The organism is Paracoccus sp. IB05 (genome assembly GCF_016405985.1).
Taxonomy (GTDB): Bacteria; Pseudomonadota; Alphaproteobacteria; order Rhodobacterales; family Rhodobacteraceae; genus Pseudogemmobacter.
The window spans coordinates 120,372-142,360 of record NZ_JAEFCF010000008.1; the positions used below are offsets into that span (position 1 = coordinate 120,372).

At 63.8% G+C, this 21,989-nt stretch carries 18 protein-coding genes and 1 pseudogene; 13 read left to right on the forward strand and 6 right to left on the reverse strand.

Annotated elements, in window-relative coordinates:
• Positions 1-15 precede the first annotated feature (15 nt).
• Complete coding sequence (locus tag JC607_RS07945; protein ID WP_198836399.1) at positions 16-876, reverse strand: DUF2189 domain-containing protein; 861 nt, start codon at positions 874-876, stop codon at positions 16-18.
• A 596-nt stretch (positions 877-1,472) separates the two neighbouring features.
• On the opposite strand from JC607_RS07945, the gene JC607_RS07950 reads away from it, so the two are divergent.
• The 9 genes from JC607_RS07950 to JC607_RS07990 all read left to right on the forward strand — a co-directional run bounded on the left by JC607_RS07950 (position 1,473) and on the right by JC607_RS07990 (position 13,841).
• On the forward strand, positions 1,473-2,432 hold the full coding sequence (locus JC607_RS07950) for a glycine--tRNA ligase subunit alpha (RefSeq protein WP_198836400.1): 960 nt from the start codon (positions 1,473-1,475) through the stop codon (positions 2,430-2,432).
• A 45-nt stretch (positions 2,433-2,477) separates the two neighbouring features.
• Positions 2,478-2,963 carry a DUF6446 family protein gene (locus tag JC607_RS07955; protein ID WP_370584771.1) on the forward strand — a complete coding sequence of 162 codons (486 nt, stop codon included), beginning with the start codon at positions 2,478-2,480 and terminating at the stop codon, positions 2,961-2,963.
• A gap of 166 nt (positions 2,964-3,129) precedes the next feature.
• On the forward strand, positions 3,130-5,256 hold the full coding sequence (gene glyS, locus JC607_RS07960) for a glycine--tRNA ligase subunit beta (protein ID WP_198836401.1): 2,127 nt from the start codon (positions 3,130-3,132) through the stop codon (positions 5,254-5,256).
• Positions 5,257-5,388: 132 nt separating this feature from the next.
• A complete protein-coding gene (locus JC607_RS07965) occupies positions 5,389-7,944 on the forward strand; it encodes a putative PEP-binding protein (protein ID WP_198836402.1) in 2,556 nt (851 codons plus the stop codon).
• Between the two features lie 266 nt (positions 7,945-8,210).
• A complete protein-coding gene (locus tag JC607_RS07970; RefSeq protein WP_233092752.1) occupies positions 8,211-9,239 on the forward strand; it encodes a cell wall hydrolase in 1,029 nt (342 codons plus the stop codon).
• Positions 9,240-9,443: 204 nt separating this feature from the next.
• A complete protein-coding gene (locus tag JC607_RS07975) occupies positions 9,444-10,340 on the forward strand; it encodes a dihydroneopterin aldolase (protein ID WP_092897202.1) in 897 nt (298 codons plus the stop codon).
• 64 nt (positions 10,341-10,404) lie between these two features.
• Entirely contained in the window at positions 10,405-11,448 is a 1,044-nt protein-coding gene (gene folP, locus JC607_RS07980) for a dihydropteroate synthase (RefSeq protein ID WP_198836403.1), read from the forward strand.
• A gap of 86 nt (positions 11,449-11,534) precedes the next feature.
• Positions 11,535-12,878 (forward strand): phosphoglucosamine mutase, encoded by a 1,344-nt coding sequence (gene glmM / locus JC607_RS07985; protein WP_198836404.1) that lies wholly within the window; start codon positions 11,535-11,537, stop codon positions 12,876-12,878.
• 120 nt (positions 12,879-12,998) lie between these two features.
• Complete coding sequence (locus JC607_RS07990; protein ID WP_198836405.1) at positions 12,999-13,841, forward strand: hypothetical protein; 843 nt, start codon at positions 12,999-13,001, stop codon at positions 13,839-13,841.
• Between the two features lie 57 nt (positions 13,842-13,898).
• Here the strand turns inward: JC607_RS07990 and JC607_RS07995 are convergent, their stop codons facing one another.
• The 3 genes from JC607_RS07995 to ilvC form a co-directional block, all read right to left on the reverse strand.
• On the reverse strand, positions 13,899-15,200 hold the full coding sequence (locus tag JC607_RS07995; protein ID WP_198836406.1) for an MFS transporter: 1,302 nt from the start codon (positions 15,198-15,200) through the stop codon (positions 13,899-13,901).
• 166 nt (positions 15,201-15,366) lie between these two features.
• Positions 15,367-15,993 carry a GNAT family N-acetyltransferase gene (locus JC607_RS08000; protein ID WP_198836407.1) on the reverse strand — a complete coding sequence of 209 codons (627 nt, stop codon included), beginning with the start codon at positions 15,991-15,993 and terminating at the stop codon, positions 15,367-15,369.
• Positions 15,994-16,053: 60 nt separating this feature from the next.
• Complete coding sequence (ilvC, locus tag JC607_RS08005) at positions 16,054-17,076, reverse strand: ketol-acid reductoisomerase (RefSeq protein ID WP_198836408.1); 1,023 nt, start codon at positions 17,074-17,076, stop codon at positions 16,054-16,056.
• A 132-nt stretch (positions 17,077-17,208) separates the two neighbouring features.
• Here ilvC and JC607_RS08010 point away from each other — a divergent pair, with 132 nt between their 5' ends.
• The 3 genes from JC607_RS08010 to JC607_RS08020 all read left to right on the forward strand — a co-directional run bounded on the left by JC607_RS08010 (position 17,209) and on the right by JC607_RS08020 (position 19,567).
• Positions 17,209-17,673, forward strand: a complete 465-nt coding sequence (locus JC607_RS08010) for an Lrp/AsnC family transcriptional regulator (protein WP_198836409.1) — start codon at positions 17,209-17,211, stop codon at positions 17,671-17,673.
• A 231-nt stretch (positions 17,674-17,904) separates the two neighbouring features.
• Positions 17,905-18,369, forward strand: a complete 465-nt coding sequence (locus JC607_RS08015) for an Lrp/AsnC family transcriptional regulator (RefSeq protein WP_233092753.1) — start codon at positions 17,905-17,907, stop codon at positions 18,367-18,369.
• Positions 18,370-18,442: 73 nt separating this feature from the next.
• On the forward strand, positions 18,443-19,567 hold the full coding sequence (locus JC607_RS08020) for an aminotransferase class V-fold PLP-dependent enzyme (protein WP_198836410.1): 1,125 nt from the start codon (positions 18,443-18,445) through the stop codon (positions 19,565-19,567).
• A 70-nt stretch (positions 19,568-19,637) separates the two neighbouring features.
• Here the strand turns inward: JC607_RS08020 and JC607_RS08025 are convergent, their stop codons facing one another.
• Positions 19,638-20,111, reverse strand: coding sequence for a lytic transglycosylase domain-containing protein (locus JC607_RS08025; RefSeq protein ID WP_198836411.1), 474 nt, complete (start codon positions 20,109-20,111; stop codon positions 19,638-19,640).
• A gap of 821 nt (positions 20,112-20,932) precedes the next feature.
• On the opposite strand from JC607_RS08025, the gene JC607_RS08030 reads away from it, so the two are divergent.
• Positions 20,933-21,478, forward strand: a complete 546-nt coding sequence (locus JC607_RS08030) for an HNH endonuclease (protein WP_198836412.1) — start codon at positions 20,933-20,935, stop codon at positions 21,476-21,478.
• A gap of 173 nt (positions 21,479-21,651) precedes the next feature.
• Here JC607_RS08030 and JC607_RS08035 read toward each other — a convergent pair.
• A pseudogene (locus JC607_RS08035) lies at positions 21,652-21,989 on the reverse strand (IS3 family transposase); the annotation flags it as partial.

A 21,989-nucleotide genomic window follows, 5' to 3' on the forward strand; every position in this document is an offset into this window, starting at 1 on the left:
CGATTACAGCCGGTTTCACGGCTCTGTGACCAGCGCGTCCTCCCCGGGCCAGTCGATCGCGCGGCGGTAGAGATGCCAGCTTGCATGGCCAAGAAGCGGCAGCACGATGAAAAGCCCCAGAAACCCCGGCAGCATCGCGAGAAACAAGAAAAGCGCGATAGCCCCGCCCCAGCCCAGCATGAGGACCGGGTTTTCGCGCACCAGGGCAAGGCTGGCCAGCATGGCGGTGACATAGTCGATATCGCGGTCAAGCAGCATCGGCAGGCTCACCACCGTCAGCGCGAAAAGCAGCGCCGCAATCGCCGCCCCGGTCAGCGTGCCGAAAACCAGCAGCGCGATCCCCGGCGGGGTGGCGAAAACCGCCAGGGATTGCGAGACATTGGTCATCGTCACATTGCCCATGAACAGGGCAAAACTCATATGGGCGAAAAAGTTCCAGAACAGGAAATAGCAGACGATCATCGCCGCCATTGACGGGATCTGCCCGTCCTTTTGCGCGAAGATCACGCCAAGGATCGCCCTGACCTCCAATGCGCGGCCCGCACTTAGGCGCCGGCTGACCTCGTAAAGCCCGCAGGCGATGAAGGGGCCAAGGATCGGAAAGCCCGCAGCCGCCGGCAGGGTCCACCAGAATTGCCCCTGGGTGGTCAGCGCCCAGACCACCAGCCAGCCGCCAAGCACATAGATCAGTGCGAAGAACAGACCCCAGCCCGGCGCGCGGCGAAAATCCTGCCAGCCCATTTTCAGCGCATAGCGCAGGTCGCCCGGATCAAGCCGCAGGACCTCAGGCCTCGCGCCCGGCAACCTGTCCCCTGGCAGGTTTGATCCCTGCCGCTTTGCCCCCGCCGGCGCTTCGGTCTCGCTCATCGCTGTCATTCCGTCCTCCCACTTGCCCTGGCAAGGCTAAGGCGCGGGTCGGGCTTTCTCAAAGTTGTAACTTTCCCGATGGATTTCTCCGGGCCTGCTGTCGGCCCGGAGATCAGGAAGCAGCATGCGGATCTGCAATGGTCACAGGGGGTATCCCGCCAGCTGGGCCCTGATGCGCTTTTCGTGGCGCAACTGCCGGGTGGTGCCAGGGCCCTCGCAGTCCCGCGCGATTCACCCGACGCGAGTGGCAACCCGGGATATCCTCGCCCCCCCCCAGGCCGCCAGACAGCTGATATGCGGGTCCTGGGAGATCTGCGCCCTGTAGTGAGGCAACATCTGTCGCCGCGCCCCCTGGCACATCACCGGCCCAGGCCACACGCGCGGTCGCATCGAGGCCTTGCCGCATGCCCGGGCGGCAGCAGCAGGGGCTGGCCCGATCTCAGGCCCGGCAGACCCGCGCCGGTCCTGCGGCGCGCAACCGCTGCCTCAGGGCCGCCCCCCCTGCGCGTCGCCGCCAGGTCCGGCTTCGGCAATTGACCCCGCCGCCCCCAATGGATAGGGAAATGCCCAGGTTAAAGCAGCCAGGCGCGAAGAGGGCTTTCAGCATGTCACAAGACAGCACCAATCCGGGAAGCACCGTTCCGAAGAGCTTCCAGGAGATCATCCTGCGGCTTCAGAATTACTGGGCCGACAAGGGCTGTGCCGTGCTGCAACCCTATGACATGGAAGTCGGCGCCGGCACTTTCCACCCGGCGACAACGCTGCGCAGCCTTGGCAGCAAACCCTGGGCCGCCGCTTATGTGCAACCCTCGCGCCGCCCGACCGATGGCCGCTACGGCGAGAACCCGAACCGGCTCCAGCATTACTACCAGTATCAGGTCATCATCAAACCCTCGCCGCCGAATCTGCAGGAGCTGTATCTTGGCAGCCTGCGCGCGATCGGCATCGACCTTGGCCTGCATGATATCCGCTTTGTCGAGGACGACTGGGAAAGCCCGACGCTCGGCGCCTGGGGTCTTGGCTGGGAGGTCTGGTGCGACGGGATGGAAGTCAGCCAGTTCACCTATTTCCAGCAGGTCGGCGGCCATGACTGCAAGCCGGTCTCGGGCGAGCTGACCTATGGGCTGGAACGCCTTGCTATGTATGTGATGAATGTCAGCCACGTCATGGATATGCCGTTCAACAACCCCGATGCGCCGATCCCGCTGACCTATGGCGATATCTTCCGCCAGACCGAGGAAGAATATTCGCGTCACAATTTCGACGGCGCCACCACCGAGATGCTGTTTCGCCATTTCGAGGATGCCGAGGCGGAATGCCAGCGCCTGCTGGATTTCCCGCCGGCGGACCCGAAAACCGGCAAGACCATCATCATGGCGCATCCGGCCTATGATCAGACCATCAAGGCCTCGCATCTCTTCAACCTGCTCGACGCGCGCGGCGTGATCTCGGTCACCGAGCGCCAGGCCTATATCGGCCGTGTCCGGGCGCTGGCGAAGAAATGCGCCGATGCCTTCCGTCAGACCGAAGCGGGCCGCGATGCGGCAGAGGCTGTCCCGGCCTGACCGGAACTCAGCGGCAGAGCTGCGCGCGGACACAGGAGATACAGAGTGAATGCTGGCAAAATCGCAGCCGGAGGGCTTCTGGTGACAGGTCTTGTTGCAGGTGCCCTGATGTATTGGCTTCAGGTCTATGCCTTTTATGAGCCGGTCACCTTCGGGCCAGGCCAGACGGAAATCCGTTTGACGCCGCTTGGCTCGGCGCAGCCGGAGGCCATCGTTGCCGATCATGTCGAGGGGATCGACGCGGACAGCTCGCCTTTGAGGTTCCGCGCCTGTTTCACCACGCCGCTGTCGCAATCGATGCTGACCGAGACCTATCAGATCTACCCGAACCCCGAACCGCTGAACGGCCCGGGCTGGTTCTCCTGCTACAAAGCCGATGAGATCGGCCATGCGCTGCAGACCGGTGAGGCGCTGGCTTTTCTTTCTGAGCCCGGCATTCATCCCGGCGTCGACCGCGTGATCGCGGTCTTCCCCGATGGCCGCGCCTATGCCTGGCATCAGCTGCAACCGGAAACCGCCGAAGGCCCCTGATCAAAGCCGGAATTAAGCCCCCTGCCCGCCCTCGGCCCGCGCTGCATTCGGGCCTCCCGGGAGCCCCCGGGCGGGTTGCCAAACTACAGCGCGACCACGCTGCCTCTGTTGTGATCTGCCGCAAGACTGGTTAGGGACTGCGGCACTGACAAAATACGGTGCCGCCATGCCAGACCTGCTGATCGAACTCTTTTCCGAGGAAATTCCGGCGCGGATGCAGGCCGGTGCCCGTGAGGCGCTGAAAAAGCTCGTCACCGACGGGCTGGTCGAGGCCGGCCTGACCTATGGCGGCGCCGGAGCGTTCTCGACACCGCGGCGCCTGACGCTCGCCATCGAAGACCTCTCCGCCGCCAGCCGCCCCGTCAGCGAAGAGCGCAAGGGACCAAGGACCGATGCCCCCCAGGCCGCGCTTGACGGCTTCCTGCGCTCGACCGGGCTGAGCATCGACCAGCTGGAAAAGCGTGCCGATAAAAAGGCCGAAGTCTGGTTCGCCGTGGTGAAAAAGCCAGGACGGCCGGCGTCGGACATCGTCGCCGAAGTGCTGGAAAGCGCGATCCGCACCTTCCCCTGGCCGAAATCCATGCGGTGGGGCTCGGGCACGCTGAAATGGGTGCGCCCGCTGCAGTCGATCCTCTGCATCCTCTCGGATGAAAGCGGCGCCTCGGTGGTGCCGCTGGATGTCGATGGCATCCCCTCGGGCGAGACCACGCGCGGCCATCGTTTCATGGCGCCCGACAGTTTCACCGTCACCTCTTTCGAGGATTATGCCGCCAGACTGCGCCGCGCAAAGGTCATGCTCGACCAGGCAGAGCGCGAACAGGCCATCGCGCATGGCGCGAAAAACCTCGCCTTCGCCGCCGGGCTGGACGTGGTCGAAGATAAGGGCCTCCTGACCGAAATCGCGGGCCTTGTCGAATGGCCGGTGCCGCTGCTGGGCCGCATCCCCGAGGCCTTCCTCGGCCTGCCGGCAGAAGTGCTGCAAACTTCGATGAAGGAGCACCAGAAGTTCTTCTCGGCCCGCAACCCGAAGACCGGCCGCATCGAAGGCTTTATCACGGTCGCGAATATCGAGACGCCCGACGACGGTGCGACCATCCTCGCCGGCAATCTGAAAGTGCTGACCGCGCGGCTGTCGGACGCGCGCTTCTTCTGGGAAAATGACCTGCGGGTGGCGAAGGCAGGCATGAGCGAATGGGCCGAAGGCCTGACGCATGTCACCTTCCAGTCGAAACTCGGCTCGCAGTCTGAGCGTATCGCCCGCATAGCGGCACTGGCGCGCGAAATCGCTCCGCTGGTCGGCGCCGATCCCGACCAGGCCGAACATGCCGCGCGTCTGGCGAAACTCGACCTGCGCTCGGCCATGGTCGGCGAATTCCCCGAACTGCAAGGCGTCATGGGCCGCTATTACGCGCTGGCCGCCGGTGAATCCGAAGCGGTCGCCAACGCCGCCCGCGATCACTATTCCCCGCTCGGCCCGTCAGACGCCGTGCCCACCGAACCCGTTTCGGTCGCGGTCGCCCTGGCCGACAAACTCGACACCCTGACCGGCTTCTGGGCCATCGACGAGAAACCCACCGGCTCAAAAGACCCCTTCGCGCTCCGCCGCGCCGCCCTTGGCGTGATCCGGCTGGTGCTGGGGAATGGCGTTGGCCTGAAATTGCTGCCCATTCTGAGCGGTCGCATCGCCGCAATCAGGACACCGGCTGCTCTTGAGGCCCACAACCTTAATGCTCCTGGCGATTCCAACTCTTACGCCCCTCAAGTGGCAAGTGACCTCCTCGCCTTCTTCCACGACCGTCTGAAAGTCTTCCTCAAAGACCAGGGCATCCGCCATGATGTGATCGACGCCTGCCTTGCGATGCCGGGGAATGATGACCTCACGCTGCTCGTCAAACGCGCCACCGCGCTCGCCGAGACGCTGAAATCTGACGACGGCAAAAACCTCCTCCAGGGCTATAAGCGCGCGAACAACATCCTCACCCAGGCCGAGGCCAAAGACGGTGTCGAATATTCCTTCGGCCCCGATCCCAAACTGGCCGAAACCGAGGAAGAACGCGCCCTCTTCCAGGCCCTCGACCAGGCCGAGGCCAAAATCACCCCCGCCATGGCAAAAGAAGACTTCGCCACCGCGATGCAGGCCATGGCCGAACTGCGCGCGCCGATTGATGCCTTCTTCACCGCCGTGCAGATCAATGCGGAAAACCAGATCATCCGCAGGAACCGCCTCAACCTCCTGCACCGGATCCGCGCCATTTGCTCCGGCACTGCCGATCTGACCAAAGTCGAAGGCTGATCCTTTCCCCCTGACGCAAATACTCCCCGGGGGTGCGGGGGCGGGAAGCCCCCGCCGCCGCCTGCCATCTCTTACACCGCTTGCACGAAACAAAATCCGCCCTATTCTGCCAGCCGTGTGAGGAGTGCTGCAGTGCAGAAACAAGCGAAGATCACCGCCTTTTCGGAAATCACCCCATCGGCGCCCATCACCACCGAGGCCCATGGCTGGAAGGCGAAATGCCTGCAGCGACTCGTTCGTCTTGATCTGCCTGTGCCGCAATCGGTCGCCTTGCCTGCGGCCACGATCCGCGCCCTCGCCCAGGGGCAGCCGGTCGATGCAACTGCCATTCTCGCCCATTTCGGCACCGACCAGACCGCGGGCCCCCTCGTCTCGGTCCGCGCCTCGCCCGCCAACCCCGACTGGGGCGGCCCGGCCACCATCCTCAATATCGGGCTGAACGCAGCCCGCCATGCGGCGCTTGTGGAAAGCCATGGAAGCGAGGCCGCCGATGCACTCTGGTGCCGGTTCATCCAGAGCTATGCGATCCATGTCGCACGCCTTGATCCCGATATGTTCGAGGATGTCGCCCCCGGCCCCGACGCCCTGCGCGAGCTGCGCCGGCTTTACGAATATGAGACCGACGAGCCCTTCCCCGAAGACCCGGCGCGGCAGCTTTCCGAAGTGCTGCGCTCGATGGCCCGCGCCTGGGAAGGCACTTCGGCCCGCCTCCTGCGCTCGGCCAAAGGCGCGCCGGAAGATGCCGCGCTTGGCCTCGTCGTGCAACAAATGGCGCAAGGGATCGGTCAGGGCATTTCCGGCTCCGGCGTGATCCAGTTCGTCGATTCTGTCACCGGCCTGAGCCGCATTACAGGGCGCTATCTCGGGCAAAGCCAGGGCCGTGACGCGCTGGCCGCGCGCGAGGCGCTTTATCTTACCCGTGATCCGCGCGGCCCCTCGCTGGAAGAGGAAGCCCCGGAAATCATGCAGGATCTGATCCGGATGGGCGCGGTCTGCCGGGTGAAACTGCGCGAGGAAATGCAGATCGAATTCACCGTCGAGGACGGCAGGCTCGCGGTGCTTGACGCGATCCGCGTGGCACGCTCGGTCCGGGCCGGGCTGAAAATCGCGGTGACGCTGGCCGAGGACGGGGTGATCCCGCAATCCGAGGCGGTCCTGCGGGTCGAACCCCGCGCCCTGTCCGAGCTTTTGCACCACCAGGTCGATCCGCGCGGGCTGCGTGACGTGATCTCGAACGGCATCGCCGCCTCGCCGGGCGCCGCCACCGGCAGGCTGGTTTTCACCTCGGAAGCCGCCCAGGCTTCGGCCGCGCGCGGCGAAGAATGTATCCTTGTGCGGCGTGAGACGGCCCCCGAGGACATTCGCGGCATGCATTCGGCGGTCGCTGTCCTGACGGAACGCGGCGGCATGACCAGCCACGCCGCCGTGATCGCGCGCGGCCTTGGCCTGCCCGCCGTGGTCGGCGCCTCTGATCTGCGGCTTGACGGCAAGGACAAGAAGCTGACCGCCCGCGATGGCCGCATTTTCCGCGAAGGCGATGTCATCACCATTGACGGCTCGCGCGGCGAAGCCCTGGCCGGCGCTGCCGAAATGCTGCCACCTGCGCTGGATGAAAGCTTCCACCGGCTCCTGACCTGGGCGGATGAATTCCGCGACATCGGCGTGCGCGCCAATGCCGATACCCCCGCCGACGCCGCCACAGCGCGCAAGTTCAAAGCCGAAGGCATCGGGCTTTGCCGCACAGAGCATATGTTCTTCGAAGAAGACCGCTTCACCGTCATGCGCGAGATGATCTTCGCCGATACTTCCGCCGACCGCGCCTCGGCCCTGTCGCGGCTTTTGCCGATGCAACGCGAGGATTTCCTGCAACTTTTTGAGATCATGCAGGGCCTGCCGGTCTGCATCCGCCTCTTTGACCCGCCCTTGCACGAATTCCTTCCCGCCACGCGCGAAGGCTTGCGCGAGCTGGCCGAGGCGCTGGACCGTCCGCTTTCCGAGGTCACCCGCCGCGCGGAAGCGCTGCGCGAGGTGAACCCGATGCTGGGCATGCGCGGTGTCCGACTGGGCGTGGTGCTGCCGGAAATCTACGACATGCAGGCCCAGGCGATTTTCGAGGCCACGATCGAGAGCGCGAAGCGCGGCGCGGTGGTGGTGCCCGAGGTGATGATCCCGCTGGTTTCGGCCGCACGCGAGGTCGAACTGGTCCGCACCCGGATCGACGCAGTCGCCGCCGCCGTGCGCAGCCGCGCAAAAGCCGATTTCGATTACCGGCTCGGCGTCATGGTCGAGACCCCCCGCGCCTGTCTGCGCGCCGGCGAGATCGCGCAGCATGTAAGCTTCCTTTCGTTCGGCACCAATGACCTGACGCAGATGACCTATGGTCTGTCGCGCGACGATGCCGGGCGGTTCATGAACACCTATGTGCAGCAGGGCGTTTTCCCCGAAGACCCGTTCCACATTCTCGATCAGGACGGGGTCGGCGAGCTTTTGCTGATTGGCGCCGCGCGCGGGCGGGAAACCCGCCAGGAGCTGAAGCTCTCGATCTGCGGCGAGCATGGCGGCGACCCGCTTTCCATCGCCTTCTGCCGCCTGGCAGGATTCGATTACGTGTCTTGCAGCCCTTACCGGGTGCCCATGGCACGTCTTGCGGCGGCCCATCTGGCGCTTGGGGACCATGTGGATAAGTGAAATCGAACCACAATATCATGTGGTTGCCTTGCGAAGTTAATGAATTCGAAACGCATTGTCGGCATTATTCCGCCGAAGCTGACGAATATCTTGTGACCAATTCGCAACAATACTGGACCGGCGGTCCTTGATTCGCCTACTCAACCCCCTTGTTGACCGGTGGCGGCCATAGTTTTGGCCAAAGCCGCGTTTTTGGTGCCCATCGGTATCTGGTGAAAATCAGCCCAGAAGACCGGGCCTTGGGGTAACAGAGCAGGAACCCGAATATGAAACGCTCAGGGAATGTGCTGGCTGCGGTCTCCGTGACCGCTACCTTTGCCCTCACCCAACTGGCCGCCCCGATGGCGGCTCAGGCAGATGTCACCCGCAGTGACATGAACAAACCACGCCTCAGCATCGCGAATGAGATGGGGCAGCTTCTCGGCAGTGAGAAATCGCGGCTGAAGGAATTTACCGGCAAGTCGGCTGGCCAGACGGCCGGCCAGTCGAAAATCACCACCAAAACCAGCGCGGCAGACTCTGGCGCGGAAAACTCTGGCAGCAAGGTTGTGACGAAAAGAAACACCGCGAAAGTGATCCGTCCCGGTGCAGATAATGACGCGGCCGCAGCGACGGACACCAGAACCGCCTCGGTCAGCCCCGACGCCGCATCAGAGGACGACGCTCCGCAAACCGTGGTCAGAGCCACGGAGTCAGGCAGTCTGCGGGTTGTCGAGGAAGTGGTCTCGGAAACAGTCGTGGACACGCCCGAGGGCCGTAAGATCCGACGCGTGATCAAAAGAACCACAATCCGTGGTGGCGCAGTGAAAACAGCCGCCGCAACCCCGGTATCCGGGACTGAAAAGCCCGAAATCCGCTATGATACCGCCTGGCTCAGGTCCCAGCCGCTGGAACAGGGCGGGCGCGAATGGCAATGCCTGACCGAGGCAATCTATTTCGAATCGCGCGGCGAAAGCCTCCAGGGCCAGTTCGCGGTGGCCGAAGTGATCCTGAACCGGCGTGACAGCGGCCTCTACCCCGCTTCGGTCTGCGGCGTGGTGCGCCAGGCGGGCGGCGGCAGCTGCCAGTTCTCTTATACCTGCAATGGCAGTTCGACCCAGATGCGCGACGGCTATTCGCGTGAAGTGGCAGGCCGTATCGCCTCGCTGATGCTCTCCGGCGCGCCGCGCAATCTGACCGCGGGCGCAACCCATTTCCACACCCGCGGCGTGAGCCCCTCCTGGTCGAAGCGCTTTGCCCGGACGACCTCAATCGGGTCGCATCTCTTCTACCGTCAGCCCGGCACCCGCGGCTGAGGCCGCCCGGGGCGGGAGAACCTGCCCCTTCCGGATTGGTCCCGCCCGTTTGCCCCAGGCATTTTGCCCCGGCCCGGTAAGACCCGGTCGGGGCAAAAGCTTTTCCTGTCGGTAAAGGGCTTGGGATCGGCGACACAGGCTGCTAGGGATTTGCAGCACCAGCATTGTCAGCCGCAGCCATAGCACCGGAAGAGGCCGCCCATCATGACCACCAGCGACAGCGCCCTCGCCTTCGGCCATCCCGAAGCCCGTGCCGAGGCCTCGGCCAGCGCCGATCCACGTGACCGGATCAGTTTGCGCGACCATGTTGTCGAGGCCGATATCGGCGCTTTCCAGAAGGAACGCGGCCATAAACAGCGGCTTCGTTTCAATATCGTGATCGAGGTGCGCCCGACACCGCAGCCGCTGGAAGATGATGTCGACCGGATCCTGTCCTATGACCGGATCACCGAATCCATCGCGACGGAACTCGCGACAGAACGGCTGAACCTTCTGGAAACCCTTGCAGAACACCTGGCCGAGCGGCTCCTCGCCGAACCCCAGGCGATGCGCGCCTTCATCCGGATCGAAAAGCTCGATGTCGGCCCCTATGCGCTTGGGGTCGAAATCGTGCGCTCGCGGGCCGAAGTGCCGGTGCGGGCGGGCGATGACACGCTGCATCCGCTGGTCGTGTATTTTGACAATGCAACGATCCATGCGCCTGACCTGACCTCCCGGATCGACGGGGTGCTGTCCTCGGGCCAGCCCGCTGTCTTCTGTGTCGGCCTGCCCGACATGGCGCGCCCGCAGACCGGCCACCGCCCGACACAGCGCCGCGTCGATCTGCTGGCGATCGAGCAAAACGCCTGGGTGCTGGCCGCGCGCGATCCGCGTTGCGTGGTCGTTTCCTCGCGCACCGAGATCGACTGGGCGATCAAACGCGGCAGATCGGTGGTCTGGGCGCCGTCGAAACTGGTGCTCGACGCGGTCGACGGGCCGCAGACCCGCGACCCGGTGGCGCTGGCTTTGTGGCTGGCCGAGGAAATGGCGGCCTCGGGCCTCGTTCTTCACGGCGATGTTTCAGTCCCGGCGGGAAGCCGCATCCCGGCGGTAAAGGGCTGAGACCCCGGCTTGTCAAATTCCGGCGCCGCAGGCAGAACCCCCGCACCCTCCTGCGGAGCCATTGATGCCAGAGCGCCTGCCCCATCCTGACCAGATCCTGTCTCCGCTGCCGCGCAGTGCGCTTGCGGGACCTGCATCTGCGACCCGCCATACGCTCGCGGGATCGCGGCATCTGTGGTGGGACAGCGCTGACCATCTGAGCCGGGGCGCCCCCCGGGCGGCACCGCTGGCGCAGCTTCCCGCGGCAGAGACCGCGGCGATCAGCCGGAGCCGCGCCGATCTGTGCGGCCTGACACTGGATCGGCCACGGATCATGGGCATCCTGAATGTCACCCCGGACAGCTTTTCCGATGGCGGGCGCCACAATGCCCTCGAGGCGGCGGTCGCCCGCGCCCGTGAGATGATCCGCGATGCGGAGATCCTGGATATCGGCGGCGAAAGCACCCGCCCCGGCGCCGCCGAGGTGCCGGTGGCCGAGGAAATCGAGCGCACCGCCCCGGTGATCCGTGCCCTGCGCGACGCCGGGATCACCACGCCGATCTCGATAGACACCCGCAAGGCGCGCGTGGCCGAGGCCGCGCTGGAGGCCGGGGCCGATATCGTCAATGACGTGACCGCCCTGCGCTTCGACCCCGATATGGCGGCACTGGTGGCGGCGCGCGGCGTGCCGGTGGTGCTGATGCATTCGGTCGCCACGCCCGAGACGATGCAGAAACACGCGGTCTATGACGATGTGCTCTGGGCGGTGCGCGACCATCTTTATGAGCGGGTCGGCGCCGCGCTGAGCGCCGGGATCAGGCCGGAAAACCTGATCCTCGATCCCGGCATCGGCTTTGGCAAAACGACCGCGCATGACCTGCGGCTCTTGCGCGAGCTTGCAGGGTTTCATGATTTCGGGCTGCCGCTGCTGCTGGGCGCCTCGCGCAAGAAATTCATCGGCGCGCTGACCGGGGCGGCGACGCCTGCGGAACGCGTTACCGGATCGGTCGCGGTGGCCTTGCAGGGCGCCGCGATGGGCGCGCATATTCTGCGCGTCCATGACACCAGAGAGACCCGGCAGGCCCTGTCGATCTGGCAGGCGATCCAGGGCAATAACACTGAGGCCTGAGGGCATGAGGCCCGGATGCCAGGACCCCGTATACCAGGGCTCCGGATACCGGGAAGATGGGCGCGGCCCGGCAAAGAGGATTGATCATGTCTAAAAAGCTCTTCGGCACCGATGGCGTGCGCGGCCGGGCCAATACCTGGCCGATGACGGCCGAAATGGCCCTGAAGCTTGGCGCCGCCGCCGGGCGCTATTTCCGCCGCGACGGGTCGGCGGCGCATCGGGTGGTGATCGGCAAGGACACAAGGCTTTCGGGCTATATGCTGGAAAACTCCCTGACCGCCGGGCTGACCTCGACGGGGATGAATGTGCTGCTGGTCGGGCCGGTGCCGACGCCTGGCGTGGGGTTCCTGACCCGCTCGATGCGCGCCGATCTCGGCGTGATGATCTCGGCCAGCCACAATCCGCATGAGGATAACGGCATCAAATTCTTCGGGCCGGACGGGTTCAAGCTCTCGGATGAGGCCGAGGCGGAAATCGAGGCCATGGTCGAGGGCGAGATCCAGCTGGCCGAGGCCCGCATGATCGGCCGCGCCAAACGGATCGAAGACGGGCGCGGGCGCTATCAGGAATTCGTCAAGACCTCTTTCCCGGCGGGGCTGCGGCTTGACGGGCTGAAAGTGGTGGTCGATTGCGCCAATGGCGCCGCTTACCGCGCCGCGCCCGAAGTGCTGTGGGAACTTGGTGCCGAGGTGATTCCGGTCGGCGTCACCCCGAATGGCACCAATATCAACGAGAATTGCGGCTCGACCCATCCGCAGACCGCGGCCGAGGCGGTGATCACCCATGGCGCCGATCTGGGGATTGCGCTTGATGGCGATGCCGATCGGGTGATGATCCTTGATGAGAATGGCATGGTCGCGGATGGCGATCAGTTCATGGCGCTGCTGGCAAGCCGCTGGGCGGCGGATGGGCGGCTGAAGGGCGGCGCACTGGTCGCGACGGTGATGTCTAATCTCGGGCTGGAGCGGTTTCTTGAGGCCAAAGGCCTGAGGCTGGAGCGCACCGCCGTGGGCGACCGCTATGTGGTGGAACGGATGCGTTCCGGTGGTTTCAACCTTGGCGGCGAGCAGTCGGGCCATATCGTGATGACCGATTACGCCACCACCGGCGACGGGCTCGCGGCGGCGCTGCAATTCCTCGCCGAGATGGCGCGGTCGGGGCAAAAAGCCTCCGAGCTTACGCATCAGTTCGAAACCGTGCCGCAGCTTCTGAAAAACGTCCGTTACACCGCCGGCGCGCAGCCCCTTGAAGATGCGCGGGTCAAGGCGGTGATCCAGGCCAGCGAAAAGCGTATCAATGGCAAGGGGCGCCTCCTGATCCGCAAATCCGGGACCGAGCCGCTGATCCGGGTGATGGCGGAATGCATCGACGCGGCCCTTCTGACCGAAGTGGTCGATGAGATCGCCGCCACCCTGGCAAGCGCCGGCTGATCCCCACCGATCCCGCAACCGATCACGAAACCGGGTGCTGACAGGGGCCAGGGTTTGCCTGACTGGTATCCCGCCCCTCTTTGCGCCAGGGTGGGGCAGGATATCCGACAGGAGGTCAGCATGACCCTATTCACCCCGCTGCGCACCGCCCTTCTCGGCAGCGCATTCGCCCTGCCCTTCGCGGCCTTCGCGCAGGACACCCCGCCCGACCGGCTGGACCTGCAGGGCCATGAGGTCACCCGCAGCGAGAATGCCGATTTCGAACAGGTGATCAGCGTCGATGGCGTCGAGGTGCTGAAGGACGGGCAGGTCCTGCTCGACGGCACTACCGAAGTGGCGGGCCAGCAGGTCGTCACCGGCATCTCGGGCGCCGGCGGAAATGCCTGCAACAGCACCCCTTTCGTGCTGTCGCTGAAAGACGGCAAGCCGGTGATCGACGGGCCGATTGACAGCTGTTCCTGGTTCGAGATGACCCCGCAGGACGGCGCCCTGATCTTCCATTCCGAGGCCTTCCCCGGCAGCCCCGCCGAGATCTGGACATGGAGCCCGGTCTCAGGCCTGACCGAGGCCTCGCCCGAGGGCTTCACCCCAAAATCCGACCAGGGCTGGGAGAATTTCGCCAGCCTCGACAGCGCGCATCCCATTGACGCGCTTGGCTTTGCGCCGGTCTATGCCGAGATCAGAGCGGGCATGTCCGCTGCAGACTGGGACGCCTATACCGGGATCCTGGCCCAGCTTGGCTCGGGGGATCTGGTCGAAGGCGGCTATCGCGGCAGTGCCTGCAACAAGCTGATCTGTGACACGGAATGGGCGATCCTGTGGATCGACCAGGCCAGCCAGCAGGCGTTCACGATGTGGAAGGCCGGCGATGACGAGATGCCGAAGACCTGGCCCGCCGATCCGGGAAGCTGGCCGGAATGGGTGCAGCTTGATGCCGGTTCATCGGCGGGCGGCGCGAACTGAGACAAAGCAAAAGGGCCGGAGCATCGCTCCGGCCCTTTTCAGCCTGTCAGCCCGGGATCAGACCTCTTTGCGGCCCGAGGCGATGATGCAGACCAGCGTGATCACCGCCGCCAGCAGCATGTAATAGCCGACATAGGCCATGCCGTAATTCGCCTGCAGCCAGGTCGCGGCATAGGGTGCAAGCGAGGCGCCGAAGATTCCGGCAAAGTTGAAGGTGATCGAAGATCCCGTATAGCGCACCCTGGTCGGGAATGGCGCCGCCAATACCGCACCGATCACGCCATAGGTCAGCCCCATCAGGAACATGCCGATGGTGACAAAAAGGTAGATCGAGCTTTCATCCTCGGCCGTGCCCTGCATCAGCGGGCCAAGGAAGAACGAGAAGATCCCGATCAGAACCGTCACCACGATCAGAAAGCCGTAGCGGCCCACCCGATCCGCGACCTTGCCCGCAAAGGGGATCGCAAGGCCGAAGATCACCGAGCCGTAGATCTGGATCAGCAGAGCATCCTTGAACGGGATGCCCAGCGTCTTGATGTTATAGCCCAGAAGCCAGGCCGAGCAGATATAGAACAGCACGAAAGTCACCAGCGCCACGAAAGTTCCAAGGAACAGGTTGCGCTTGTGGTTTTTGAACACCTCGGCGACCGGCACGCTCACGCGTTCCTCTTTCTCGATGGTTCTGGCAAATTCCGGGGTTTCCGAGATCGACATCCGCACCCAGAGCCCCAGCACGATCAGAAAGATCGAGGCGAGGAAGGGAAGACGCCAGCCCCAGGCCATGAACTGCTCTTCCGAGATGAAGTGCAGGAGAATCCAGAAGAAACCTGACGACAGGAACAGGCCCACCGGCGCACCAAGCTGCGGGAACATGCCATACCAGGACCGCTTGCCCTCGGGCGCGTTTTCCGTGGCCAGGAGCACCGCGCCGCCCCATTCGCCGCCCAGGCCAAAGCCCTGACCAAAGCGGCACAGCGCCAGGAGCATGGGGGCTGCAACGCCGATCTGCGCATAGGTCGGCAACATGCCGATGATGACGGTCGAGACCCCCATGGTCAGCAGCGCCGCCACAAGCGTCGCCTTGCGGCCGATGCGGTCGCCAAAATGGCCAAAGACAATGGCACCGAAGGGTCGCGCGAAAAAGGCGATCGAGAAAGTCGCAAACGAGGCCAGCAGCGCGGTCATCGGGTCAGAACCCGGGAAGAACAGCGCTGGGAAGACCAGAACGGCGGCAGTGGCATAGGCGTAGAAGTCGAAGAATTCGATAGTGGTGCCGATCAGACTAGCCAGCAGCACACGCCGCGGCGAATTCTTCGGCCCTTCGGCGGCGCTGCCGCCGGCCAGAGTGGTGTCAGACATTTCTCAATCCGGGTAATTTTGTTTCACTGGCGGGTCGCTTTTCGCAATCCGCGCTGCGTGCTGGCGGTAACGGTTTGTCAACACCTGTTAAAGGCGCAAAGCGCGGGTGACTGTCCGGGTTGCGAAAAATGCATGGCTTGCATGGTTCACCGTCTGGCGCTGACCGCTAAAGCAAATACGAAAACAGCACTGCCAGCACGACAAGAGCCTGGAACAGCGTAACCAGGCCCTGCATGACAGGGATGCCCGCCTGCGGGTGGTCTGACCTTTGGCCTGTGCTCTCCTCCTTCTGCAAAGGCGGAAGCTGCCGCAGCGGGCCAAACCGGAAAGTTTCCTGTTCCGAGGTGAATCCCAACCCGGCAAACATGCGCGCCGAGGCTGTATTCCCCGCCCAGACATGCGCTGTCAGATTGGTGGTATCCTTTGCCACGGCCAGATCCACGACGCTCTGCGCCAGCGCGCGACCGATCCCCTGGCCGCGCCATTCCGGCAGAACCGCAATGTCATGAATAACAATCTCGGCCCAGGCGCCGCGCGTCATCGAGGCCCGGAACCAGACATATCCCAGAAAGGCATCCCCACCGAAAGCGGCGTGGATTTCGCGGCTCTCCGGCAGGTCAGTGCCATCCCCATCCTGAAAGCTTTGCAATATTCCCGGCTCGAAACTGCTCTTATGCATATCAGAGGCGAAGGCCCAGGGCTGGCGGGCGCGATGCTCTTCCAGCGTCAGGCGGCTGAGGGTAAGAATGTCCCCGATCACTTCGGGCGGAGCAGGCCGGATCTGCGGGGTCAACCGTCACTCCCCTGAAAGAAGAAGGGCGCCGGATCTCTCCGGCGCCCTGTTACTTTGCAATCAGTTGCGGGCCTTGTCGACCATTTTGCCCTTGGAGATCCAGGGCATCATTTCGCGCAGTTTCGCACCGACCTTCTCGATCTGATGCTCGTCATTGGCGCGGCGCGAGGCTTTCAGCGTCGGCTGGCCAACGGCATTTTCCAGCATGAAGTCGCGGACGAACTTGCCCTGCTGGATATCGGCCAGCACTTCTTTCATGCGGGCTTTGGTCTCGTCATATTTCAGAATGCGCGGGCCGGTGACATACTGGCCGTATTCTGCGGTGTTCGAGATCGAGTAATCCATATTGGCGATGCCGCCTTCATAGATCAGATCGACGATCAGCTTCACTTCGTGCAGGCATTCGAAATAGGCCATTTCCGGCGCGTAGCCGGCTTCAACCAGGGTCTCGAAGCCGCAACGGATCAGCTCGACCAGACCGCCGCAAAGGACAGCTTGTTCGCCGAAGAGGTCGGTTTCGCATTCTTCGCGGAAATTGGTCTCGATGATGCCCGAACGGCCGCCACCGATGGCCGAGCAATAGCTCAGACCGATGTCGAGCGCCTTGCCCGAAGCATTGGTGTGAACCGCCACGAGGCAGGGCACGCCGCCGCCTTTGGTATATTCGCCGCGCACGGTATGGCCCGGGCCTTTCGGTGCCATCATGATGACGTCGACGCCGGCTTTCGGCTCGATCAGGCCGAAATGCACGTTCAGACCATGGGCGAATGCGATTGCAGCGCCTTCACGGATATTGTCATGCACGTATTTCTTATAGGTTTCAGCCTGCAGCTCGTCGGGCATGGTGAACATGATCACGTCAGCCCAGGCAGCCGCTTCGGCAATGCCCATGACCTTCAGGCCTTCGCCTTCGGCTTTCTTCGCGGAAGGCGAGCCATCGCGCAGGGCAACGACGAGGTTTTTCGCCCCCGAATCGCGCAGGTTCAGCGCATGGGCATGACCCTGGCTGCCATAGCCGAGGATCGCCACTTTCAGGTTCTTGATCAGATTCACATCGCAGTCGCGATCGTAGTAAACGCGCATAACAGCACTCCTTTGCTGAAGATGGGGGCAGAATAGGAATATTTCTCGCGCGCTCCGTTCAAAAATCGCCCAGATGACAGTAAGATGAACATTATCATTCATCATCCTGGTATTTTGTGAAATGATCATGCAATGAGCCTTACTCTCGACGATACAGACCGCCGCATCCTGCGCCACTGGCTGGCAGAGCCGGATCTCGCCCGCAGCGATCTGGCGCTGCGCGCCGGTGTCACCCAGGCCACGCTCTGGCGCCGGATCGAGCGGCTGCGCGAGGCGGGCGTGTTGCGCGGCGAGACTATGGTGATCGACTGGCGCGCGCTTGGCTATGAGGTGGAAGTCAGCCTGCGCTTCACCCTCGACAAGACCGAGCCAAGGGCGTTCGACGATTTCATCGATGCCGCGCGCGGGGTGCCCGAGGTGCTGGCGATCGAGACCTTTCTTGGCCGCGTCGATGTGCGCCTGAACGTGATCGCCCGCGACATGCAGCACTGGACGGAAGTCTATCGCGAGAAAATCCTCGCCTTGCCGCATATCGCCGAGGTTGACGCGCTGATGCTGATTTCGACGATCCGGGATGACAGCGCCCTGCCCTTGTGAGCCATCGCCCTTCATTCAGACTTAGCCGATCATCATAGAACTGGTAAAAAAGGCCAGATCGAAAGGAAAGTGCGCCTCGCCCGGCTATCTGCCTTACTGCTCGGGGGGCAATGGGCACGGCTATACCGTCGATGTGATCGTGGCGGATGACAAAGGCAAAGCGCCGGCAAGCGTGACTACAGGCATCGGGTGCGACTGACGCAGGACGCCACCAAAGGAAAGGAAAGCGGCATGACCATCGCCGGGCTGGATGAGACCGACCGCGCCATTCTTCGCGACCTCGCGATGGATGCCAACCTCGGCGCCGGCGAGATCGGGCGGCGCCATGGCCTGTCGCAGCCCGCCACCTGGCGGCGGATCCGGCGGCTGGAAGAGACCGGCGTGATCAAAGGCCGCCGGGTCGAGGTTGACCGCGCAAGCCTCGGCTTTGGCGTGACGGTGTTTCTTGGGATCAAACTGGCGACCAAAGGCCGCGTCAGCCTTGAGGATTTTGAACGCGCCGCCACCGCCATTCCCGAAGTCCAGGTCGTGCAGCATGTGCTGGGCCTGTTCGACTACCGTCTGCGCGTCGTCGCCCGCGATCTCGCGGATTTCGAACGTGTGCTGCGGCGGCGGGTGATGACGCTGCCCGGGGTCGGCAATGTCGAGGCCAATGTCGTCCTGACCGAAGAGCGCCGCCCCGGGCCTTTCGGCTGATCCTTCGGGGTGAAATTCCGGTGGCGGAGCCCTGCCTGCGGCGCTAGCGTCACGCTGCCACAGGAGGAATATAATGAAACTGCCGCATGACCATATCGACCCCGAGGGGCTGGAGGAATTTTCGGTCGTCTTCACCGACCGTTCGCTGAACCATATGTCAGCGCGGTTCCAGCAGGTGATGCGCGATGTCTCGGGCTGGCTGCGCGAGGTCTATAATGGCAGCGCCGTGGCACTGGTTCCCGGCGGCGGCACCTATGCGATGGAATCGGTTGCGCGCCAGTTCGGCCGTGGCCGCGCCTTGGTCGTGCGCAACGGATTTTTCTCGTTCCGCTGGAGCCAGATCTTCGACATGGGTGGTTTTGCGAGCGAGGTCGAGGTCGCCATGGCCCGCGCCGCCGGCAATGACCCGACCTCGCCTTTCGCACCGCCTCCTGTCGGGGAAGTGGTCGCGAAGATCCGCGAGAGCAGGCCTGACGCCGTTTTCGCACCGCATGTCGAAACCGCCTCCGGCATCATCCTGCCCGATGATTACATCCGCCAGATCGGCGAGGCCGCGCGCGAGGTCGGTGCGCTGTTTGTGCTTGATTGCATTGCATCGGGCACGATCTGGGTCGATATGGCCGCGCTCTCGGTCGATGTGCTGATTTCGGCGCCGCAAAAGGGCTGGTCGTCCTCGCCGGCCGCCGGGATCGTCGTGCTGGGCCCGCGCGCCGAGGAACGCCTCGCCGAGAGCACGTCGAACAGCTTCGCTTTGGATCTGAAGAAATGGCGCGCGATCATGAAGGCCTATGAGGATGGCGGTCACGCCTATCATGCCACCCTGCCGACCGATGCGATCCTCGCCTTCCGCGACGCGATGCAGGAAACCCTCGAGATGGGGCTGGACGCCGCGAAAGAGGCGCAATGGGATCTGGGCCGCAAAGTCCGCGCTGAACTGGCCGCGCGCGGCATCCGCTCGGTCGCAGCCGAAGGCTTTGCTGCCCCCGGCGTTGTGGTCAGCTATACCGAGGATCCCGCCATCCAGAACGGTGCCAAATTCCGCACCGAGGGCGTCCAGATCGCCGCAGGTGTGCCTTTGCAGATCAATGAGGGCGAGGCCTTCCGCAGCTTCCGGCTCGGGCTGTTCGGTCTCGACAAGCTGAAGGATGTCGATGGCACTGTCGCGCGGCTGACCCGCGCACTTGACAGGGTGATCTGAAGATCCGGGGTGATCTGAGGACCGGGGGGCCGTCTGGCCCCCCTTTTTTCCTGCACTTTTCAGCCGGGCCTTACGATTTCAGCCCGGTCTCGCGCAAAATCCCGCGACGCTTGGCCTCGTAATAATAGCCATTGGCATACCACTTCTCGGCCCGGTCCTGGCTGCCATCCGAGACCATCCAGGCGCCGCGGAGATATTTCCCGGCATAGCGCAGATTGGTCTCGGCATTCAGCAACCCTTCGGGCGGGCCATTATAGCCCATGGTCCTTGCGGTCTGCGGATGGATCTGCAGCAGCCCGTAATAGGGCCCGTTGCGCGCCGCCGGATTATAGCCGCTCTCGCGCCTGATCATCCGGTGCAAAAGGCTCTCCGGGATCTGATGCTCTGCCGCATATTTGCGGATCAGGGCCCGCATCTCGGGCGTCTCCCCGGCATTGAGCCCCTGCGAGGGCGGCGGCCCCGCAGGTTCCCGGCGCGAACAGGCCACGAGGGCCAGGGGCGCAACAAGAGCAAGGGCAAGCAAAGAGCGGCGGTCCGGATGCATCCTGAGGGCTTTCGGGTAAGGGTTGCAGATATGACGGGCGTGGCTTTGTTTTCTCCGGACCAGGACAGCCCCGGTCTTCGCGAGCCTTTGGCGCGGGTTTATGCGCTCGCCCGTCTTCCGGCAAGGGCAAGGCCGGACACCCGATTGCGCAACGGCAGACCCTTGCCGGCATCCGCTGTCATGCCCCTGTTTCACTCAGCCGCCAGGAAGAGGTAACGCCCCGGAGATCAGCCGTCACCAGGGGGTTGCACAGGGGTCGCGCCCATATATAGTCGGCTCGTCCGGATCGGTGGAACAGTATGGGGCCGAAGCCCTCTCCGCCGCCCGGACCGACCGGGCCAAATACGGTGCGGCCATACCAGCTGAAGGCAGGAGCCGACGGATATGGAAGGCAAAAGCTCTGGATATAAGGCGAAGAAGGCCGGGGTTGCGGCGGGCCTTGTGCTGCCCTGCGGCTGTTTTCTGCCCCATGCCCGTCTTCACAGCCCCCGCCCCCGTTCCAGCTGCCCCCATTGTAGTTGCCCCTGTCCCGGCGGCCTTCGCGTCACCGGGCTGTGTTCCGGGCATCGCCGTTTCGCGCCTCACCGCCGCGCAACCGGCCCCTTCTTCCGGCAAAGTTGCAGCTGGCCGCATCCTGGTCAGCAAACCATCCGTCCTGTCCGCCAGATGAACACGCAGACGAGCCTTCGGACGACACCATCGAGAAATCCATATCGGGCGCGTGCTGGTCACGCGCCTTTTTCTTTTTCCGCAGCCGGCCGCAGCCGGGTTTGCTCTGCCCCGGGAAACGCCCCGCGGCGGATGGCAGAGAGTAATATGTGATGGCGATACAGACCCTTGTCCTGAATTCAGACTTCCGCCCCCTGTCCTGCAATCCGCCCTCGTCCTGGCACTGGAAGGATGCGGTGACGGCCATCATCCTGAACCGGGTGAGCCTCGTGGCCGAATATGACCATGTGGTGCGTTCGCCCAGCATCACGATGCGCGTGCCAAGCGTGGTGGCGCTGAAACAGTATCAGCGGCTGGATGGCTGGCCGGCCTTTACCCGCTTTAACATCTATTGCCGCGACAAATGGCTGTGCCAGTATTGTGGCCGGCGGTTTCTGTCGGATCAGCTGACCTTCGACCATGTCCAGCCACGCTCGCGCGGCGGGCGGTCGTCCTGGGAAAACATTGTCGCCGCCTGCGCGCCCTGCAATCACCGCAAAGCCAACCGGACGCCGAAGGAGGCCGGGATGAAGCTCCTGCGCGCCCCCTACACCCCGACCCGGCGCGAACTGGTCATGGCCGCGCCACGCTATCCGCAGTCAGACGTGCATCACAGCTGGCTCGATTTCCTCTATTGGGACAGCGAGCTGGAGAGCTGACCTGGCGCGACGCCAGGGGCAATGTAAATTACACCATGAAATTCACCAGAACGGGCTGTTTGTTAGTTACGACTATGCGTCGGATTCACAATCTGCCGATTTTCGGCAGTTTCAGAGCGGTGACAGGCCGAGTCCGCTTGGCACAAATGTATGTCTGAATAGCCCCGAGTTTCTTAGACGCCTTCGCATCTCATCTTCTGCTGCCGTTCGAACTCGGCGGGCGACAGCATCCCGTTCCTCGCATGCTTGCGCTTTGGATTGTAGAACATCTCGATGTAATCGAACACGTCCTGCCTTGCGTCTTCGCGGGTCCGGTAGGTCCTGCGCCTGATCCGCTCGCGCTTGAGGAGGTTGAAGAAACTCTCGGCGACCGCGTTGTCGTGGCAGTTGCCGCGGCGGCTCATCGAATGCTCAAGATTGTGGGCGGGCAGGAACGCAGCCCAATCCATGCAGGTCGAACTGACTGCCCTGGTCCGAATGGACCAGCACCCTGTTCTTCGGCTTGCGCCGC

Excerpts from the sequence above, each read along its gene's own strand:
- JC607_RS07945 (WP_198836399.1), bottom strand. The coding sequence starts at position 876 with ATGACAGCGATGAGCGAGACCGAAGCGCCGGCGGGGGCAAAGCGGCAG.
- JC607_RS07950 (WP_198836400.1), top strand. The coding sequence starts at position 1,473 with ATGTCACAAGACAGCACCAATCCGGGAAGCACCGTTCCGAAGAGCTTC.
- glyS (WP_198836401.1), top strand. The coding sequence starts at position 3,130 with ATGCCAGACCTGCTGATCGAACTCTTTTCCGAGGAAATTCCGGCGCGG.
- JC607_RS07970 (WP_233092752.1), top strand. The coding sequence starts at position 8,211 with ATGAAACGCTCAGGGAATGTGCTGGCTGCGGTCTCCGTGACCGCTACC.
- JC607_RS07975 (WP_092897202.1), top strand. The coding sequence starts at position 9,444 with ATGACCACCAGCGACAGCGCCCTCGCCTTCGGCCATCCCGAAGCCCGT.
- folP (WP_198836403.1), top strand. The coding sequence starts at position 10,405 with ATGCCAGAGCGCCTGCCCCATCCTGACCAGATCCTGTCTCCGCTGCCG.
- glmM (WP_198836404.1), top strand. The coding sequence starts at position 11,535 with ATGTCTAAAAAGCTCTTCGGCACCGATGGCGTGCGCGGCCGGGCCAAT.
- JC607_RS07990 (WP_198836405.1), top strand. The coding sequence starts at position 12,999 with ATGACCCTATTCACCCCGCTGCGCACCGCCCTTCTCGGCAGCGCATTC.
- JC607_RS07995 (WP_198836406.1), bottom strand. The coding sequence starts at position 15,200 with ATGTCTGACACCACTCTGGCCGGCGGCAGCGCCGCCGAAGGGCCGAAG.
- ilvC (WP_198836408.1), bottom strand. The coding sequence starts at position 17,076 with ATGCGCGTTTACTACGATCGCGACTGCGATGTGAATCTGATCAAGAAC.
- JC607_RS08010 (WP_198836409.1), top strand. The coding sequence starts at position 17,209 with ATGAGCCTTACTCTCGACGATACAGACCGCCGCATCCTGCGCCACTGG.
- JC607_RS08015 (WP_233092753.1), top strand. The coding sequence starts at position 17,905 with ATGACCATCGCCGGGCTGGATGAGACCGACCGCGCCATTCTTCGCGAC.
- JC607_RS08020 (WP_198836410.1), top strand. The coding sequence starts at position 18,443 with ATGAAACTGCCGCATGACCATATCGACCCCGAGGGGCTGGAGGAATTT.
- JC607_RS08025 (WP_198836411.1), bottom strand. The coding sequence starts at position 20,111 with ATGCATCCGGACCGCCGCTCTTTGCTTGCCCTTGCTCTTGTTGCGCCC.
- JC607_RS08030 (WP_198836412.1), top strand. The coding sequence starts at position 20,933 with ATGGCGATACAGACCCTTGTCCTGAATTCAGACTTCCGCCCCCTGTCC.